This window comes from Azospirillum fermentarium (genome assembly GCF_025961205.1).
Classification (GTDB): domain Bacteria; phylum Pseudomonadota; class Alphaproteobacteria; order Azospirillales; family Azospirillaceae; genus Azospirillum; species Azospirillum fermentarium.
Map to the genome: position 1 here is coordinate 520,001 of NZ_JAOQNH010000001.1, position 18,975 is coordinate 538,975.

Annotated in this window: 11 protein-coding genes; 7 read left to right on the forward strand and 4 right to left on the reverse strand. The window is 66.5% G+C overall.

Translation table 11 applies throughout. From position 1 onward, the window contains the following. Positions 1-2: 2 nt before the first annotated feature. Both M2352_RS02565 and M2352_RS02570 read right to left on the reverse strand, forming a co-directional pair. Positions 3-1,676 carry a stimulus-sensing domain-containing protein gene (locus M2352_RS02565; RefSeq protein ID WP_264662942.1) on the reverse strand — a complete coding sequence of 558 codons (1,674 nt, stop codon included), beginning with the start codon at positions 1,674-1,676 and terminating at the stop codon, positions 3-5. 25 nt (positions 1,677-1,701) lie between these two features. Continuing rightward, complete coding sequence (locus tag M2352_RS02570; protein WP_319802014.1) at positions 1,702-2,454, reverse strand: response regulator transcription factor; 753 nt, start codon at positions 2,452-2,454, stop codon at positions 1,702-1,704. A gap of 425 nt (positions 2,455-2,879) precedes the next feature. Between M2352_RS02570 and M2352_RS02575 the strand changes: the two genes are divergently transcribed. From M2352_RS02575 to M2352_RS02600, 6 genes are all read left to right on the forward strand, one after another. Beyond that, positions 2,880-3,581 (forward strand): HugZ family pyridoxamine 5'-phosphate oxidase, encoded by a 702-nt coding sequence (locus M2352_RS02575; RefSeq protein ID WP_264662943.1) that lies wholly within the window; start codon positions 2,880-2,882, stop codon positions 3,579-3,581. Between the two features lie 375 nt (positions 3,582-3,956). Beyond that, the gene (locus M2352_RS02580) at positions 3,957-5,780 is read left to right on the forward strand and encodes a phosphoenolpyruvate carboxykinase (GTP) (RefSeq protein WP_264662944.1); all 1,824 of its coding nucleotides are present in this window, start codon (positions 3,957-3,959) and stop codon (positions 5,778-5,780) included. Positions 5,781-5,975: 195 nt separating this feature from the next. Then, positions 5,976-7,952 (forward strand): ABC transporter substrate-binding protein, encoded by a 1,977-nt coding sequence (locus tag M2352_RS02585; RefSeq protein WP_264662945.1) that lies wholly within the window; start codon positions 5,976-5,978, stop codon positions 7,950-7,952. A 108-nt stretch (positions 7,953-8,060) separates the two neighbouring features. After that, the gene (motA, locus tag M2352_RS02590) at positions 8,061-8,921 is read left to right on the forward strand and encodes a flagellar motor stator protein MotA (protein WP_264662946.1); all 861 of its coding nucleotides are present in this window, start codon (positions 8,061-8,063) and stop codon (positions 8,919-8,921) included. A 7-nt stretch (positions 8,922-8,928) separates the two neighbouring features. Continuing rightward, a complete protein-coding gene (locus M2352_RS02595; protein WP_264662947.1) occupies positions 8,929-9,867 on the forward strand; it encodes a lipid II:glycine glycyltransferase FemX in 939 nt (312 codons plus the stop codon). 533 nt (positions 9,868-10,400) lie between these two features. Next, the gene (locus tag M2352_RS02600; protein WP_264662948.1) at positions 10,401-11,363 is read left to right on the forward strand and encodes a GNAT family N-acetyltransferase; all 963 of its coding nucleotides are present in this window, start codon (positions 10,401-10,403) and stop codon (positions 11,361-11,363) included. A 27-nt stretch (positions 11,364-11,390) separates the two neighbouring features. On the opposite strand, the gene M2352_RS02605 is transcribed toward M2352_RS02600, so the two are convergent. Continuing rightward, positions 11,391-13,397, reverse strand: a complete 2,007-nt coding sequence (locus M2352_RS02605) for a PAS domain-containing hybrid sensor histidine kinase/response regulator (RefSeq protein WP_264662949.1) — start codon at positions 13,395-13,397, stop codon at positions 11,391-11,393. 241 nt (positions 13,398-13,638) lie between these two features. Between M2352_RS02605 and M2352_RS02610 the strand changes: the two genes are divergently transcribed. Beyond that, the gene (locus tag M2352_RS02610) at positions 13,639-18,483 is read left to right on the forward strand and encodes an NAD-glutamate dehydrogenase (protein ID WP_264662950.1); all 4,845 of its coding nucleotides are present in this window, start codon (positions 13,639-13,641) and stop codon (positions 18,481-18,483) included. 216 nt (positions 18,484-18,699) lie between these two features. On the opposite strand, the gene M2352_RS02615 is transcribed toward M2352_RS02610, so the two are convergent. Beyond that, a complete protein-coding gene (locus M2352_RS02615) occupies positions 18,700-18,885 on the reverse strand; it encodes a hypothetical protein (protein WP_264662951.1) in 186 nt (61 codons plus the stop codon). Positions 18,886-18,975 lie beyond the last annotated feature (90 nt).

The window sequence follows — 18,975 nt, forward strand, 5'->3', positions numbered from 1 at the left end:
ATTTATGAAAAAGGCAACCGGACGGTGAACAAGGCTCCGGCAACGTTTTCATCGGCGCCGTGTCGGTTTGCCGCAGTGATGCGTCCGCCGTGGGCCTCCACGATCTGACGGGAAATGCTGAGGCCGAGGCCGGAGTGGGTGCCGAATTTCTCTCCCGCCGGACGTTCGGTGTAGAAGCGTTCGAAGATGGCCTCCTCCTTGCCCTGTGGGATGCCGGGGCCGTCGTCGGCAACGGTGATCTCCACCATGGCGCCGTCGCGCCGCGCCGTCACCCGCACCACCCCGCCGGGTGGGGAGAACGACAGGGCGTTGGCGATCAGGTTCTGGAACACCTGGGTCAGCCGCCCTTCCAGCCCCAGCACGGTCAGGGGGCCGCGGCCAGGGACCACCGACACCTCCACCCGCGGGGCGGCGCCGTCCCCGCCGTCATCGTCGCCGTGGGTGGTGGCGTAGAGATCCCCCAGCATCGCCAGCATGGCGGCGAGGTCCAGGTTTTCCCATTCCGCCCGGCTGAGTTCGGCGTCAAGCCGCGAGGCGTTGGAGATGTCGGTGATCAGCCGGTCCAGCCGCTGCACGTCGTCGGCGATCACCGCCATCAGCCGGGCGCGGCGGGTGGGATCGTCCACCCGTCCCACGGTTTCCACGGCACTGCGCAGGGAGGTCAGCGGGTTCTTGATCTCGTGCGCCACATCGGCGGCAAAGCGCTCGATGGCGTCCATGCGCGCCCACAGGGCGGCGGTCATGGCCCGCAGCGCCCCCGACAGCTCGCCGATCTCGTCACCGCGGGCGGTGAAGTCGGGAATGGCGTCGCCCCCTTCCCTCTGGCCCCGGTGCTTGCCGGGACGGTGGCCGGAGCGCACGCGCTCCGCCGCCACGGCCAGCTTGCGCACGGGCCGCGCGATGGTGCTGGCCAGATAGAAGGACAACAGCACCGTCACCGCCAGAGCCCCGGCGAACACCCGCAGGATGTCGAAACGGACGGAGCGCAGCGCCTCTTCGATCGGGCGCCCGTCGCGGGACAGCAGCACCGCCCCCAACACCTCCTTATAGCGCTGCACCGGCACGGCGACGGTCAGCATAAGGCCGGGGCGCGGCACGGTGCGTTCCACCCGCCAGACGGTGGCCGACACCTCCCCCGCCAGCGCCCGTTCCACATCGGGGTAATCGGCGCCGGTGGGATCGTCGGCCTCGCGGTAGAGGGGGAGTTCCTCGCGCTCCGGCATCACGTTGGTCAGCCAGGCGTACAGGCGTTCGGCCCAGCCGGGGGCGGCGCCGGGTTCGCGCGGCGGGGGCAGCACCTCGATCTGGATGGTGCCGGGGGAGCCGGTCAGCACGCGGCTGTCCGACAGCTCCTGCCCGTCGCCGGAAAACAGGCGGGTGCGGGTCTCGGTGGTTTCCACCAGGCGGCGGACCATCTGGCGCGCCAGTTCCGGCGACAGGACATAGGCTTCGCCCAGCGAGCCGTCCTCGGCCGGCTGCACCGCCCCCTCGCCCAGCGCAGAGGCGAAGATGCGCGCCTCGGTCCTGAGCGAGTCGAGTTCGGCCCCGATCAGCCGGTCCTGGTAACGGCCCAGATAGAGCAGCGCCCCCACCAGCAGCGCCAGCGCCAGCACGTTGACCGCCAGGATACGCAACGTCAGCGGCGACACCAGCCGCCGCGCCTTGTCCCCCGTCATGGGGACACGCTCACGGGGGCCGGGCTCATGATTCCCGGTAGCGGTATCCGACGCCGTAGAGGGTTTCGATCTGGGCGAAGCCGGGATCAACCGCCTTGAACTTCTTGCGCAGGCGCTTGATGTGGCTGTCGATGGTCCGGTCATCCACATAGACGTGCTCGCCATAGGCCGCGTCCATCAACTGGTCGCGGCTCTTCACATGCCCCGGACGCTGGGCCAGCGCCTTCACCAGCAGGAATTCGGTGACGGTCAGGTCGATGGGCTGGCCGTTCCAGGTGCAGGAATGGCGCGCCCCGTCCAGCACCAGCCCGCCGCGGGTCAGCACCTGCCCCGGATCGGCGGCGGCGGCGGTCTTGTCGCGGGCCAGCGCCTCCCGCCGCAGCAGGGCGCGGATGCGTTCGATCAGCAGGCGCTGGGAAAAGGGCTTCTTGATGTAGTCGTCGGCCCCCATGCGCAGGCCCATCAACTCGTCCACCTCGTCGTCCTTGCTGGTCAGGAAGATGGCCGGCATGGAGGTGGTCTGGCGCAGGCGGCCCAGAAGCTCCAGCCCGTCCATGCGCGGCATCTTGATGTCCAGCACGGCCAGATCGGCGGGCCGCTGGGTCAGGCCGCGCAGCGCCTCCGCCCCGTCGGAATAGGTTCGCACCTCGAACCCCTCGGCCTCCAGCGCCATGGCGACGGAGGTCAGGATGTTGCGGTCGTCGTCCACCAGCACGATGACCGGGATGCCGGACGATGGGGGAGCGGCGGATGAAGGGGCGGGCGGTGTCTGAGCCATGGGCACACATATGGGCAAAGAGGCCGGGACAGATCAAGCCGGGCCAAATCGAGGCTGTGCATTTGCAGCATGATTGAGGCGGAAAACGGGACACCCCCGCCGCGGCACAGCGCCGCGCCCGCCCGGTCATGCCTTTAGACGGTGCGACATCTTATGTCTTGTGGTCTTACCACTCATCCTTAAAGATGATTCCGCAGCGCCGATGTCAGTTTTTCCTTTCTTCGGGGCAGTCTCCGCGCCAATATGGCGGCCAAGCGGCACCCGAACGCGCACCAACCTCCGTTTGGACAGAGCGCAACGAATAAATGAGTTCGGACACATCGACTCGCGGCCCCGCAAGGGAAACCGTCATTGGGGGGGGAAAACCCTCCCCGCAAGCGGCTGAAACGCCCACCGATGGGAAACCGGAGAGCGGGCAGTCGGGTGTGGCCGCCCGCCGTGTCCTGCGCGCCGCCGGGCGCGCCACCCTGACCACCGTCCAGCGGCCCGCGGGCGGCGGCGGCGGGAACGCCGGCTTCCCCTATCCCTCGCTGGTGTTGTGCGCCTTCGACCACGACGGCACGCCGCTTCTGTGCCTGTCCACCCTGGCCGACCATACCCGCAATCTGGCCGCCGACGGCCGGGCGGGGCTGCTGTTCGACGGCACCGCGGGGCTGGACCAGCCGCTGTCCGGCCCGCACCTGTCGGTTCTGGGCCGCATCGCCCGCAGCGACGATCCGCGCCACCGGGCGCGCTTCCTGGCCCGTCACGCGGAAGCCGCCACGTACCTGGGCTTCGGCGATTTCGCCATCCACGCCATGACCGTGGAGCGGGCGCATCTGGTGGCCGGGTTCGGGCGGGTGCACTGGCTGGACGCCGCCGATCTTCTGGCCCCCGCCCCGCAACCCGCGTGGGAAACCGGCGAGGCCGCGGCCATCGCCGCCGCCGGCACGGCCGGCATCGCGGACGACGGCTGGACCGTCACCGGGGCCGACCCGGACGGTCTGGACCTCTGCCGCGGGGGGCAGCACCGGCGGCTCGATTTTCCCCACACCGCCGCCGGCCCCGGCGGCGTTCCGGCTTTCCTGCCCGTCCTTTCGACGAAAGGGGGCATCCTTCGGTCCGATGGTGATTCATCGGGCGGTTGACTACCTCCACCAAATCCGCAAGAAGCCGCGACAAAACAGCGGCCCGGCTCCGGCCCTCACGCTTCTGACACACCACCAGGAGATCGACGCAGTGGATCACATTGCCATCCAATCCCGCACCGGCCCTCTCAGACGGTCCGGCAGAGCGTGAGAGCAGGACGCCACACGGCGGCCCCCTTCCGCCGGCTGCACGGGGAATGGGCCGTTCCAAGGTGACGTAGGGGACAAACGGGGCCAACGGAACGCGCACGCCCGCCGGAATAATTCCCGGCGGCGGTGGTTCGTTTTCCCGGTACACACGGCTTTGCGGCCGCCATGGCTTTCCGGCAAACAATGCGAAAAGCGCCCAAAGAAAAGGCTGAGAGGTAAGGTAATATGACTGGACTGACGCGCACTCGGAACAAGAAGCTCCTGGACTGGGTCGAGGAGATCGCAGCGAAGTGCAAACCGGAGCGGGTTCACTGGTGCGACGGCTCGCAGGAGGAATACGACCGCCTGTGCGCCGAGATGGTGGCCGCCGGCACCTTCATCAAGCTGAACGAGGCCAAGCGCCCCAACTCGTACCTCTGCCGCTCCGACGCGGGCGACGTGGCGCGCGTCGAGGACCAGACCTTCATCTGCTCTCAGCGTAAGGAAGACGCCGGGCCCACCAACAACTGGATGGACCCGGCCGACATGAAGGCCAAGCTGGACGCCCTGTTCGACGGCTGCATGAAGGGCCGCACCATGTATGTGGTGCCGTTCAGCATGGGCCCGCTGGGCTCCCCCATCTCCCACATCGGCGTGCAGCTCTCCGACAGCCCCTATGTGGCCGTCAACATGCGCATCATGACCCGCATGGGCCAGGCGGTGCTGGACCAGCTGGGCGATGCCGATTTCGTGCCGTGCCTGCATTCGGTGGGCGCGCCGCTGGCCGAGGGCCAGGCCGACGTGGCGTGGCCGTGCAACGCCGACAACAAGTACATCGTCCATTTCCCCGAGGAGCATTCGATCGTCTCCTACGGCTCGGGCTACGGCGGCAACGCGCTGCTGGGCAAGAAGTGCTTCGCGCTGCGCATCGCCTCGGCCATGGGCCGCGAGCAGGGCTGGCTGGCCGAGCACATGCTGATCCTGGGCGTGGAAAGCCCCGAGGGCGAGAAGACCTACGTCTCCGCCGCGTTCCCGTCGGCCTGCGGCAAGACCAACTTCGCCATGCTGGTGCCCCCGGCGGAATTCGAAGGCTGGAAGGTCCGCACCATCGGTGACGACATCGCGTGGCTGAAGCCGCAGCCCGACGGCACGCTGCGCGCCATCAACCCGGAAGCGGGCTTCTTCGGCGTCGCCCCCGGCACCAACCTGAAGTCCAACCCCAACGCCATGCGGACGCTGGACGCCAACGTCATCTTCACCAACGTGGCGCTGACCGACGACGGCGACGTGTGGTGGGAAGGCATGACCGACGAGGAGCCGGCGCACCTCATCGACTGGCAGGGCAAGGACTGGACGCCGGGCTGCGGCCGCAAGGCGGCGCACCCGAACTCGCGCTTCACCGCGCCGGCCAGCCAGTGCCCGTCCATCGACCCGGCGTGGGAAGATCCCGCCGGCGTGCCGATCTCGGCGATGATCTTCGGCGGCCGCCTGTCGAAGACCTTCCCGCTGGTGTTCGAAGCCCGCGACTGGCGCCAGGGCGTGTACTGGGCCGCAACCATGGGGTCGGAAGCCACCGCCGCCGCGGTGGGCCAGGCCGCCATCCGCCGCGACCCGTTCGCCATGCTGCCGTTCTGCGGCTACCACATGGGCGATTACTGGAACCATTGGCTGACCATGGAAACCAAGGTGGAGGCGCTGCCGCGCATCTACCGCGTCAACTGGTTCCGCAAGGACGCCGACGGCAAGTTCGCGTGGCCGGGCTTCGGCGACAACATGCGGGTGCTGAAGTGGATCGTGGACCGCGTGCGCGACCGCGCTCCGGCCCCGCTGGAAGGTCCGTTCGGCTACATGCCGCACTACGAGGACATCAACTGGAAGGGGCTGAACTTCTCGGCCCAGCAGTACCACCAGATCATGGACATCTCGCGCGCGGAAGCGCTGGCGGAAGTGGCCGACCAGGGCGACTACTTCACCCGCTTCGGCAAGCACCTGCCCGCCGAAATCGAGCAGGAGCGTGAAAAGATGGCCCAGACGCTGGAAGCCATCCCCGAACTGTGGAAGGCGGCGTAAACGCCAACACTGTCCGGTGACGCAGACAGGGCCGCTCCCCCCGGGGAGCGGCCCTTTCGTTTGGAGTCTTCCTTTTTTCATACTTCCACCGATTGGCCCGCAGACACGGGTGTGATAAACCTGCGTGTACTCGAATATGACGATACAGCCCGAAGGACCGGGAACCACACGGCCACGGGGGGCGGGGAGACGGGGATGAAGGCTGCCTGGAAAGCGGCGTTGCCGCTGCTGGCCGCACTGGCGGGGTTCGCGGCGCCCACGCACGCCCAGCCACTCTACAAGGAAGCCCCCGTCCTGGCCGAGCGCGTGGCGCGTGGCGAGCTGCCGTCCGTGGCCCAGCGCCTGCCCCGCACGCCGCTGCTGCTCCAGCCGCTGGAGGAAATCGGGCGCTACGGCGGCACCTGGGGCATGGGCATGATCGGCAACGGCGACGGGCTGATGCTGTACCGCACCGTCGATTACGAACAGCTCGTGCGGTGGGATCCGCAATGGCGCCGGGTGGTGCCCAATCTGGCCCAGTCGTTCGAGGTCAGCGCCGATGCCCGTGAATTCACCTTCCGTCTGCGCCCGGGCCTGCGGTGGTCGGACGGGGAACCGTTCACCGCCGACGACATCATGTTCTGGTACGAGGACGTGCTGCTGAACCCCGACATCGCCCCGCGGCATACCCGCTGGATGATGACCGGCGGGCAGGTGGGCCGGGTGACCGCGCTGGGGCCGGAGGTGGTGAAATTCACCTTCGCCGCCCCCAACAGCCTGTTCCTCCAGCGTCTTGCGTCCGCCGCCGACACCAAGGGGCCGGCGGATTTCCCCAAGCACGTGCTGTCCCGCTACCACCCGCGCTACAACCCCGACGGCATCCAGCAGGAGATCGACAAGGCCGGGGTGAAGGACGCCGCCGAGCTGTTCCGGCTGAAATCACGCATCAACCACTACACCTCGTCCCCCGACACGCTGCTGCGCCGGCCCGCGGGCGCGCCCAAACCGGGCGAGGCCCCCGTCAAGGCCGAGGCGGTGCCCACCTTGTCGGCGTGGGTGCTCGACCGGATGGAACCGGGCGACCCGCCCCGTTACGTCTTCACCCGCAATCCCTATTACTGGAAGATCGACCCGGCGGGGCAGCAATTGCCCTACATCGACGCGCTGTCGGTCTACCGCGTGGAATCGGCCGACGAGCTGAAGCGGCTGGCGGAAGCGGGACAGGTGGACATGCAGGCCCGCCACGTGGGCACCACCCTGTCCCCCGACAGCATGGCGGCGCTGCAGGCCAAGGGGTTCCGCAGCTTCGGCACCCTGTCGTCGGAAAGCAACACGCTGGTGCTGGGCTTCAACCTGACCCACGCCGACCCGGCCAAGCGGGCGCTGTTCAACACCAAGGATTTCCGCATCGCCCTGTCGGAGGCCATCGACCGCAAGGCGCTGGTGGCCGAGATGTTCGGCCAGGGCGAGCCGTATCAGGCGGCACCCCGGCCCGAATCCCGCTATTTCCACGAACGGCTGGCGCGGCAGTACACCACCTATGACCCGGCGGCGGCCAACGCCCGGCTGGACGCGGCCGGTTTGGACAAGCGGGGGCCGGACGGCATCCGCCTGCGCCCCGACGGGCAGCCGGTGCGCTTCGACATCCTGGTGCGGCGCGACCGCGGCCATTACGTGCGCGCCATCACCCGCATCGCCGAATACTGGCGCGCCGTGGGCGTGGACGCGCAGGTGCAGGCGCTGGACCGCGGCATCATCAACGCCGTGCGCGACCGGGTGGATTTCGACATGACCACCGCCGCCCCCGACGGCGGCATCGACCCGGTGAACGAGCCGTTCCTGTTCATGGCGCTGACCGACGATTCCATCTTCGGCCTGGGCTGGGTCCATTGGATCGAGGAACGCGGCGACGCCATCGCCGAACGCCCGCCCCAGAGCGTGCTGGACCAGTTGCAACTGTACGACCGCATCCGCGAGACCAGCGACCCTGACGCCCAGGCCCGGCTGATGCGGGGGATCCTGGACATCGCCGCCGACCAGTTCTTCACCATCGGCGTGTCGCTGCCGCCGCCGGGGTTCGGCATCGTGCGGGCCGACATGCGCAACATCCCGCCGTTCATGGTGGACGCCTGGAGCTACCCCACCCCCGGCCCGACCAATCCGCCGCAGTATTTCTTCGTGACAGCGCGATAGCGTTTGCAAAACATTAATGCGTTGTGCCCCCAATGGTGACACCCGCGCGCCGGCCACCGGAACAGGTCACCGGGACCGGGGCGGGGCAGCCGTTGGGAGTTCGACCGCATGTTTGTGATCATCGGTTTCGCTGTGGTGCTGGGCTGCGTGATGGGCGGATACCTGCTCAACGGCGGACACCTGGGCGTGCTGTGGCAGCCGTACGAGTTCCTGATCATTCTGGGGGCCGCGGTCGGCGCATACTTCATCGGCAACCCAAAAAGCGTGGTGACACACACGGGCGGTGAGTTGGGCCACCTGTTCAAAGGGCCGAAATACAAGAAAGAGGATTTTCTCGAGCTTCTGACCCTGATGTATCAGGTGTTCAAGATCGCCAAGACCAAGGGTCTGCTGGCCCTGGAACAGCACATCGAAAAGCCCGAGGATTCGCCGCTTTTCCAGCAGTTCCCCAAGTTCTACAGCGACCATCACGCCATCGCGTTCCTGTGTACCTATCTGCGGCTCATGTCGCTGGGGGCGGACAACCCGCACGAGCTTGTGGATTTGATGGACGAGGACATCGAGACCATGCACCACGAGCACCAGCGGGTGTCCGACGCGATCCAGGGCATGGCCGACGGCGTGCCGGCGCTGGGCATCGTGGCGGCGGTGCTGGGCGTGATTCACACCATGGGCTCGATCACCGAACCGCCGGAGGTGCTGGGCAAGCTGATCGGCGCCGCCCTGGTGGGCACGTTCTCGGGCGTGCTGTTCGCGTATGGTTTCTTCGCCCCCATCGCGTCCGGCCTGAAGCACATCTACCACGCCGAGGGGAAGTATTATCAGGCGATGAAGACGGGGCTGGTGGCCCACCTGTGCGGTTACGCCCCCGCCATTTCCGTGGAATACGCCCGCAACGTGCTGGAACCGGAATACAAACCGACCTTCGCCCAGGTGGAAGAGGCGACGGCGGCCCTGCCGCCTGCCTGATCCCGTCATGACCGTCACCATCCAGTGGAACGAGGGCACGGTGGGCGATTGGGACGCCCTGTTCGCCCGCGTGCCGCAATCCACCCTGCCCCAGGCGTTCGGCTACGCCCAGGCCATGAGCAAGACCTATGGCTGGCTGCCGAAACTGGGCGTGATCCAGGTGGACGGCGCGCCCGCCGGCATGGTGCAGGTGCTGGAGCGCCGGCACCTGAAGCTGTTCACCCTGCGCCGCATCCACCGCGGGCCGCTGTGGTTCGGCGATCCACCGCCGGACGCGGTGGCCGGGGCGCTGCGGCTGCTGCGCGCCGCCTGCCCCGACAATCCCCTGGCGCGGCTGAGCTTCCTGCCCGAGCTTCCCGACACGCCGGACAACGCCGACCTGCTGGCCGGGGCCGGGTTCCGCCGTTTCGGCCCCGGATACCGCACGGTGTGGATCGACCTGTCCCAGCCCGACGCGGTGCTGCGCGCCGCCATGGCCCGCGACTGGCGCCAGCGGCTGAAGGGGGCGGAAAAGGCCGGCCTGACGATGGATCTGGACCCCGCCGCCCGGAACCTGCCGTGGCTGGCCAAGCAGGAGCACGAGCAGGCGCAGGTGAAGCATTACCGCGAGATGTCCGGCCCGCTCGCCGTGCGCCTGCGCAACGCGCTGCACGCCAAGGACGGGGTGCTGATGGCCGCCGCCCTGGACGGCACGGAGGCGGTGGCCGCCGGCCTGTTCCTCGGCCATGGCACGGCGGCGACCTATCAGCTCGGCTGGTCGAACGACAAGGGGCGCAAGACCAGCGCCATGCGTCTGGTGCTGTGGCAGGCCGTCGGCCACCTGCGCGAACGGGGGTTCCGCTGGCTGGATCTGGGCGGCATCAACCCCGACACCGCCCCCGGCGTCACCGAATTCAAGCTGGGCAGCGGCGGCACGGTGTTCGAGTCCGTGGGGCTGTATCACTAAACAATATTCTGATGACTCATGGATTCAACAGGGAAGATCCGCTCTCGGATAAGATCCCCCCTCTTGACACAAGTCTTACCCTATCCCACCTCCCTCTTGTACACACCCTATCAATTGGAGAGCGTTACGTGGCATAAGCCTTAATGCATTCAAATTTATGTGGATTCTCGCAACGCTCCCCATCCGGGGGAGGTTGCTGGTCTGTGCATTAATATATTGATTTTTTGTGCCTCACTCATTATTTATCGCTTCCCAGGGATTGAGCTTCAAATTGGCACATAACCTGAGGGACAAATGAATATCCTGCAATTTCGTGAGGCGCTTGCAAAGGACCAGAAGGCTCTTAACGACAAGCAGCCAACGCCGGGGGTGAAGGGATGCGGGACCTGTGGCGTGCCTTTGCAAGAAAGCATTACCGGTTGCCGTAAGTGCGGTGACAAGTATGTATGCAGCGATTGCTACTTTGAGGCTTTTGGAGAGGTTCTCGAAGCCCATCCCATCGGCGCGTTTCGAGTGCTGCGTGGAGCTTAATTGTGCATACGCATTTTTTAACCAAAGAGATTGTTAATGCCTATTTAATTGATTTGCGAGAGCGGCTTCTTAATTTAGGCCATAATTTTCCAAAAATCTGGGTGTCGCTTGGTTCATCAGGCGATAAAATTCTTGACGCTCTCGCAAGCGTTTTTGGAAATGAATTTTTGCTCGAAAACGACATAAAAATTGAGCGTCTTTCTGTGGAGCGTGGCAGCAATCAGGTCAGAAACCACACCCCGAAGTCCTGCTTTCCGTTACAAGAAAATCATGTAGTTTTTCTTGTTGACGGTCCGATTCATTCTGGATCGAGTATGCAACTTGCTACCGATTGGTTGATGAAAAATAATGCTACAAATCTTATAAGTTATGGTTTAGTTATCAAAAGAACGTCAGATTACATACCAACATATTTTGGTGTTATGATCGAAGAGCATGATAGAGCGTTCTTCCAGTTGGAGAAGATTGCAAACAATCGGATCATAAAAAAACATCCCCCCTTTGGCGTGTTGCGAGCTATTAAAAATTCTGACACAATACATGAGCAGCAAACTGTAGAAAGCGGTGTTGCCTCTATAGACAAAACAACCTTGGCTGATTTGTGGTATTATCACAAATCAAAGGGTGATCACGTTTTTCTTTATGAGATTGGCGAGGAAATAGCTGGATACATTCATTTTTTTAAGACTAAGAGGCAAGGCATATCCATCGACGTACTTGCGGTTGGCAAAAAATTTCATAAACAGGGCATTGCGAATATTCTCATGCGTTGGGCTGAGAATTGGGCGCGATGCCACAAGCTTATGGAAATTGAACTTCAAGCTATTGAAGGGAAAATACCTATGTACGAGGCATACGGCTACGAAGTGGAGCCTCGAGATGCTATAAATCTTGGAAATGGGGAAATTTATAAGTACATGCGAAAAAAGTTACTTTATAATATTAAGTGGGAATTTGAAAATTGAACAGTACCCATAGGTACTGTACATATTTCACGCACTCCCCATCGTCTCCGACAGGGCGTTCAGCAGCACGGGTGGGGTGATGGGTTTGTGCAGGACGCTGATGCCGCTGGCCTGGGCCTCGCGGATGCGTTCGGGGGCGGTGTCGCCGGTCAGGATGATGCTGGGAATCGCCCGGTGGTACATGCCGCACAGATCGCGGATGGCCTCGGTGCCCGTCCGCCCCTCCCGCAAACGGTAATCGGCCAGGATGATGGCGGGGGGCTGCGGCTGTTCCTGGAGCCGCTGCATCGCCTCTTCCGCCGAGGTGGCAGCCACCACGTCGAACCCCCAGCCCATCAGCAGGGCCTGAAGGCTGCTCAGCACCACCGGTTCGTCGTCGATCAGCACGATGGTGCCGCGCACCGCCGCCCCGATGGGGGTGTGCAGCGGACGGGCGATGGCGCGGCGGGCATGGGCGTCGGCGCGCTGGAACGGCACCTCCACCCGGAACACCGATCCGCAGCCGGGCTGGGAATCCACCGTCACCTTGTGGCCCAGCAGCCGGGCCAGCCGCCGCACGATGGCCAGACCCAGCCCAAGCCCCTGGTTGCGGTCCCGTTCGGCGTTGGCAAGCTGGGTGAATTCCTCGAAGATCTCGGTCAGGTGGGCGGCGGGGATGCCGATGCCGGTGTCCCACACCTCGATGGTCAGCGTCTCGCCGTGGTGGCGGCAACCCACCAGGATCTTGCCCCGCTCGGTGTAGCGCAGCGCGTTGTCCAGCAGGTTCTGCACCAGCCGGCCCAGCAGCGCCGGGTCGGAACGGACCAGCGCCGTTGACGGGATGATGGCAAGCTCGATGCCCTTGGCGTCGGCCAGCGGCTGGTAATTGGCGCGCATGGTCGCCAGCAGGGTGTCGAGCGGGAACAGCATGGGCTTGGCCGTCACCACGCCCGCGTCCAGCTTTGACACATCCAGCAGCGAATCCAGCAGCATCTTCAGCGCTTCCACCGCCATTTCCATGTCGCGGACCATAGCCTGCGCCGGGCCGGGGGGCACGCGGGCGGCCAGGGCGGCGGTGAAGAACACCAGCGACTGCACCGGCTGGCGCAAATCGTGGCTGGCCGCGGCCAGGAAGCGGGTCTTGCCCTGGTTGGCGCGCTCCGCCTCGTCCTTGGCTTCGCGCAGGGCGTTTTCCGCCGCCTTGCGTTCGGAGATGTCGCGCACGGTGCCGGCGAAGATGCGCCGCCCGTCCAGATACCCCTCGCCCACCGCCAGCTCCATGGGGAAGGTGGTGCCGTCCTTGCGCCGGCCCGTCACCTCCCGCCCGATGCCGATGATGCGGGCGTGCCCGGTGGTGATGTAGTTGCGCAGATAGCCGTCGTGCTTGCCGCGGTCGGGCTGGGGCATCAGCATGCTGACGTTGCGGCCCAGCACCTCCGCGGGCGTGTAGCCGAAGATGCGTTCGGCCGCGCGGTTGAAGCTTTCGATGATGCCGCGTTCGTTGATGGTGACGATGCCATCGACGGCGGCTTCCAGGATGGCGCGGTTCTTGGTCTCGCTGTAGCGCAGCCGCTCCTCGGTCTGTTTGCGGGCGGCGATGTCGCGCACGATGCCGGTGAACAGCCGTTCGCCGTCCACCACCGATTCCCCCACCGCCAGATCCATGGGGAAGGTGGTGCCGTCCTTGCGCAGGCCTTCGACCTCGCGGCCCATGCCGATGATGCGCGCCTCCCCGGTTTCCAGGTAATGGCGCAGATAGGCGTCATGGCGGCTGCGGTGGGGTTCGGGCATCAGCATGCTGACGTTGCGGCCGATCACCTCGGCGGCGGTGTAGCCGAAGATCTGTTCCGCCGACCGGCTGAAGGCGCGGATGTGCCCGTCGGCACCGATCATCACCATTCCGTCCACCGCGGCGTCCAGCACCGCCTGGACCATTCCGTCACGGGACAGGACCGGAGACGGGGCCGGGCTGGGGTGCCCCAGGCGCAGGCGCACAAACCACCCCGCCGCCCCGCCGCACAGAAGGGCCGCCGCCGTCACGAGCACCCACCCCATCTGTTCCATTCCACCATCTCCGGTAGCCGGAATTCCGCCAAACACAGGAATTCTTGGGCGGCACCCGAGCGTCGGCAAGCCACGCGATGGATATACGGCGTCTCCTCTGGGGTGGGAGGATCCCCAAACGAAAGGAGAAGATCCTACCGCCGATGGACAGAGGGAGGACGAAACCACATCTCTTAGCCAACAGCGCTCCAGCTTCATGAGAGCGGAACAAATGGCGGGGAAGGAAAGGATTATGGCGCTCAGGGCCGAACAGATGAAGGACGAGCTGACCGAAACCATCGTGCGTCAGGTGCACGGGCGGCTGGCTCAGGGCCGGGCGGAGGCGGCGGAACGGTTCGTGCGGCAGTTCTACGCCAACGTGCCCCCCGACGACATCGTGCAGACCCCGGCGGACCAGCTTTACGGGGCGGCCCTGTCCATCTGGCAATGGGGCCAGGACCGCGCGCCGGGACAGGCCAAGGTGCGCGTACTGTCGCCGCGGCTGGATTCCCACGGCTGGCAGTCGCCGCGCACGGTGGTGGAGATCGTCAACGACGACATGCCGTTCCTGGTCGATTCGGTGACGGCGGAACTGAACCGCCAGGGCCACACGGTGTCGCTGGTGATCCACCCGGTGGTGCGGGTGGTCCGCGACGGCGGTGCGCTGGCGGACATCGCCGCCCCCGACACCTGCCAGGACGGGGCGTGCGTCAAGGAATCGTGGATGCACATCCAGATCAGCGCCGTCAGCGACGCCGAGGCGCTGGCCCGCATGACCGCGGGCGTGGAGGCGGTGCTGCGCGACGTGCGCGCGGCGGTGACCGACTGGCCCGCCATGCGCGAGCGCGTGGCCGCCATGCTGGCCGAGGTGGCCGCACCGGCGCCCGTGGGCGAGCTGGCCGCCATCCCCGCCGACGAACGCGCCGAGGCGGAAGCCTTCCTGCGGTGGGTGGACGAGGACCATTTCACCTATCTGGGATACCGCGATTATCGTTTCGAAGCCGGAACCGATGGCGGAACCGGCCTGTATCTCGAAGAGGACAGCGGGCTCGGCATCCTGCGCGACAACGCGGTGACGGTGTTCGACGGGCTGCGCTACTACAGCACCCTGCCGCCCGACGTGCGCGATTTCCTGCGCCAGCCGCGGGTGCTGATGGTGACCAAGGCCAACCGGCAATCCACCGTTCACCGTGCCGCCCCCATGGACGCGCTGCTGGTCAAGCGCTTCGGCCCGGATGGGCAGGTGGTGGGGGAACGGCTGATCGTCGGGCTGTTCACCTCCTCGGCCTACAACCGCCGCCCCCGCGAGATCCCCTTCGTCCGACGCAAGGTGGCGGCGGTGCTGGAGCAGGCGGAATTCGACCCCGCCAGCCACGACGGCAAGGCGCTGCTGAACATCCTTGAGACCTACCCCCGCGACGAGCTGTTCCAGATCGGCGAGCGGGAGCTGTTCGACACGGCCCTGGGCATCCTGCACCTGCAGGATCGCCAGCGGCTGGCGCTGTTCGTGCGGCGTGACCCGTTCGAACGTTTCGTGTCGTGTCTGGTGTTCGTGCCGCGGGATCGTTACGATACCGATCTGAGACGGCGGATGCAGAGCATCCTGGAACAGGCGTTCAACGGCACCTGCTCCGCCTTCTACACCCAACTGGCCGAAAGCGTTCTGGCGCGCATCCACTTCATCATCCGCACCGACCCCGGCCACGTGCCGCCGGTGACGGTGGCCGACGTGGAAATCCGGCTGGCCCAGGCGGCGCGGGACTGGAACGACCATCTGCGCACCGCCCTGTCGGACGGATACGGCGACGAGCGGGGAACGGCCCTCTTCGCCCGCTACGCCGGGGCCTTTCCCGCCGGCTACCGCGAGGCGTTCACCGCCGACGCCGCCGTCCACGACATCGGGCGCATCGAATCGGCGGTGGGATCGGGCCGGCTGGGCATCAACCTCTACCGCCCGCTGGAGGCCGACCCGGCGGAGGTCAGCCTGAAGATCTATCACGAGGGGCGCCCGGTGCCGCTGTCCGACGTGCTGCCCATGCTGGAGCGCATGGACCTGCACGTCATCACCGAACAGCCCTATGAGATCACCCCGGCGGCCCGCGGCGACGCCCCGCCGTCGGTGGTGTGGATCCACGACTTCACCGCCCGCAGCCAGACCGGCGCCCCCATCGACTGCGTGCAGATCAAGGAGAAGTTCCAGGACACGCTGGCCGCCGTGTGGGACGGGCGGATGGAGAGCGACGGCTTCAACCGGCTGGTGCTGCGCGCCGGGCTGACGGCGGCGGAGGTGACCATCCTGCGGGCACTGGCCAAGTATCTGAAGCAGGCCCGCTTCGCCTATGGCCAGGACACCATCGAATCGACCCTGGCCGCCCACCCCCAGACGGCGCGGCTGATCGTGCGGCTGTTCCACGCCCGGTTCGACCCCGACCGCCGGGCCGACGAGGAACCGATCCTCGACGCCATCGCCCGCGCGCTGGACGACGTGACCAATCTGGACGAGGACCGCATCCTGCGCCGGCTGGTCAATCTGGTGCAGGCGGTGCTGCGCACCAACGCCTACCAGAACAAGGGCTACATTTCGTTCAAGCTGAACAGCGCGGCCGTGGAGGATCTGCCCCTGCCCCGCCCGTGGGTGGAGGTGTTCGTCTGTTCCCCGCGGATGGAGGGGGTGCACCTGCGCGGCGGCCCCGTTGCCCGCGGCGGCATCCGCTGGTCCGACCGGCGCGAGGATTTCCGCACCGAGATCCTGGGGCTGATGAAGGCGCAGATGGTGAAGAACACCGTCATCGTGCCGGTGGGATCCAAGGGCGGGTTCGTGGTCAAGCGCCCCCCGCCCCCGTCCGCCGGGCGCGACGCCCAGCAGGCCGAGGGGATCGAGTGCTACAAGACCCTGATGCGCGGCCTGCTGGACATCACCGACACTCTGGACGCCGCGGGGGGCGTGGTGCCGCCGGAGCGGGTGGTGCGCCGGGACGGCGACGATCCCTATCTGGTGGTGGCGGCGGACAAGGGTACGGCCACCTTCTCCGACATCGCCAACGGGGTGTCGCTGGAGTACGGCTTCTGGCTGGGCGATGCCTTCGCATCCGGCGGCTCGGCGGGCTATGACCACAAGAAGATGGGCATCACCGCGCGGGGCGCGTGGGAATCGGTGAAGCGCCATTTCCGCGAGATCGGCACCGACATCCAGGCCCAGGATTTCACCGTGGTCGGGGTGGGCGACATGTCGGGCGACGTGTTCGGCAACGGCATGCTGCTGTCGCGGCACATCCGGCTGGTGGGGGCGTTCGACCACCGGCACATCTTCTGCGACCCCAGCCCCGACGCCGGGGCAAGCTGGGCGGAGCGGCAGCGGCTGTTCACCCTGCCGCGCTCGTCGTGGGCCGATTACGACGCCGGGCTGCTGTCGCCGGGCGGGCGGATCTATGACCGCACGGCCAAGGCGGTGACCCTGACGCCGGAGATCCAGGCGTGCTTCGGCCTGACCCGCGCCAGCGTCACCCCGGCGGAACTGATGCAGGCCATGCTGACGGCGCCGGTGGACCTGCTGTGGTTCGGCGGCATCGGCACCTATGTGAAGGCGTCCACCGAAACCAGCGCCGACGCCGGCGACAAGGCCAACGACGCCCTGCGCATCGACGGGGCGCGCATCCGCGCCAAGGTGGTGGGCGAAGGGGCCAACCTGGGCATGACCCAGCGCGCCCGCATCGAAGCCGCCAACCACGGCGTGCGGCTCAACACCGACGCCATCGACAATTCGGCGGGCGTGGACACCTCCGACCACGAGGTGAACATCAAGATCCTGCTGAACGACGTGGTGGGCCGCGGCGACATGACCGTCAAGCAACGCGACCAGTTGCTGGCGGCCATGACCGACGAGGTGGCGGGGCTGGTGCTGGCCGACAACTACCGCCAGACCCAGGCGCTGACCGTGGCCCAGGCGCTGGGGGCCGAGCAACTGGATCCGCAGACCCGTTTCATCCGCGCGCTGGAAAAGGCCAAACGGCTTGACCGCCGGATCGAGTTCCTGCCCGACGACGAGGAACTGGCCGCCCGCATGGCCGACGGGCGCGGGCTGACCCGGCCCGAACTGGCGGTGCTGCTGGCCTATGGCAAGATCACGCTGTACGACGACCTGCTGGCCGGCGATCTGCCCGACGATCCGTTCATGGCCGAGGATCTGGTCCGCTATTTCCCCACACCTTTGCGCGAGCGCTTCGCCGACGCCATCGGGCGCCACCGGCTGCGGCGGGAAATCGTCGCCACCGCGGTGACCAATTCGCTGGTCAACCGGGTGGGGCCGGTGTTCGTCAAGGAGATGATGGAAAAGACCGGCATGGGGCCGTCGGACGTGACGCGGGCCTATGCCATCGTGCGCGACGCCTTCGGCCTGCGGCCCCTGTGGGCGGCGGTGGAGGATCTCGACAACCGCGTGCCCGCCGCGGTGCAGACGTCGATGGTGGTGGACACGGTGCGGCTGATGGAGCGGGCGGTGGCGTGGTTCCTGACCACCTGCCCGCAGCCGCTGGACATCGCCGCCCAGACCGACGCCTTCCGCCCCGGCATCGAGGAACTGACCGCCGGGCTGGACACTGTGCTGGACGCCGAGGAGGCCGACCGTCTGGCCCAGCGCACGGCAACCCTGACCGATCAGGGGGTGCCGGCGGATCTGGCGGCCCGCGTGGCGGCGTTGCCGGTGCTGGCGGCGGCCCCCGATCTGGTGCGGGTGGCCGGGCGCACGGGCCGCAGCGTGGCGGCGGTGGCGGCGGTCTATTTCCTGCTGGGCCGGCGGTTCGGGCTGGAATGGCTGCGCGACCGGGCGGTGACGGTGCGCACCGACACCCATTGGCAGAAACAGGCGGTGGCCGCCATCGTGGACGACCTGTTCGCCCACCAGATGAACCTGACCGTGCGGGTGCTGGAGGCGGCGGACGGGCTGCCGGCGGAAAACCCCGTGGAAGCCTGGTCCGAGCAGCGCCGCGCGGCGGTGGAGCGGGTGGAACAGCTTCTGGCCGAACTGCGCGCCCAGCCGGCGGCGGATCTGGCGATGCTGGCGGTGGCGAACCGTCAGTTGCGCGGGCTGACGGCAGGGTGACGGGCCGCTGGTCATATTCCCTCTCCCCACCGGGGAGAGGGGTAGGGTGAGGGCCGATTTTCACAGCACCAGCCCGAAAATCGAGCCGCAAGGCTCCCGAAACCTCGGGATTCGGGGTTGCTTCGCAACGGATGTCGGGCTGACGCGCGACATCCGCCCCTCACCCCCGCGCTTCGCGCGCCCCTCTCCCCGGTGGGGCGAGGGGGATCTTCATCATCACTCGTGCAGCATCCGGCGGATGGCGTTGACCATCAACTGCTGGCCTTGCTCATCAGACAGCATCTTCGCCAGCTTGTCGCGGAACAGGGCGACGGCGGGGGTCTTCTGGGCGGCCTTTTCGATGGCAAGCTGGGCCTGCTCGGGCGTCAGGTTGTCGTCGTCCTCGTCCTTCTTGGCGGCCATGATCGAAAACTCCTGGGGCGCGGCATCGCGTGTCCGTCATATAGTACGGAAAAGCCGCCGTTCCCAACAGTGCGGCATGGCAGCACCCAT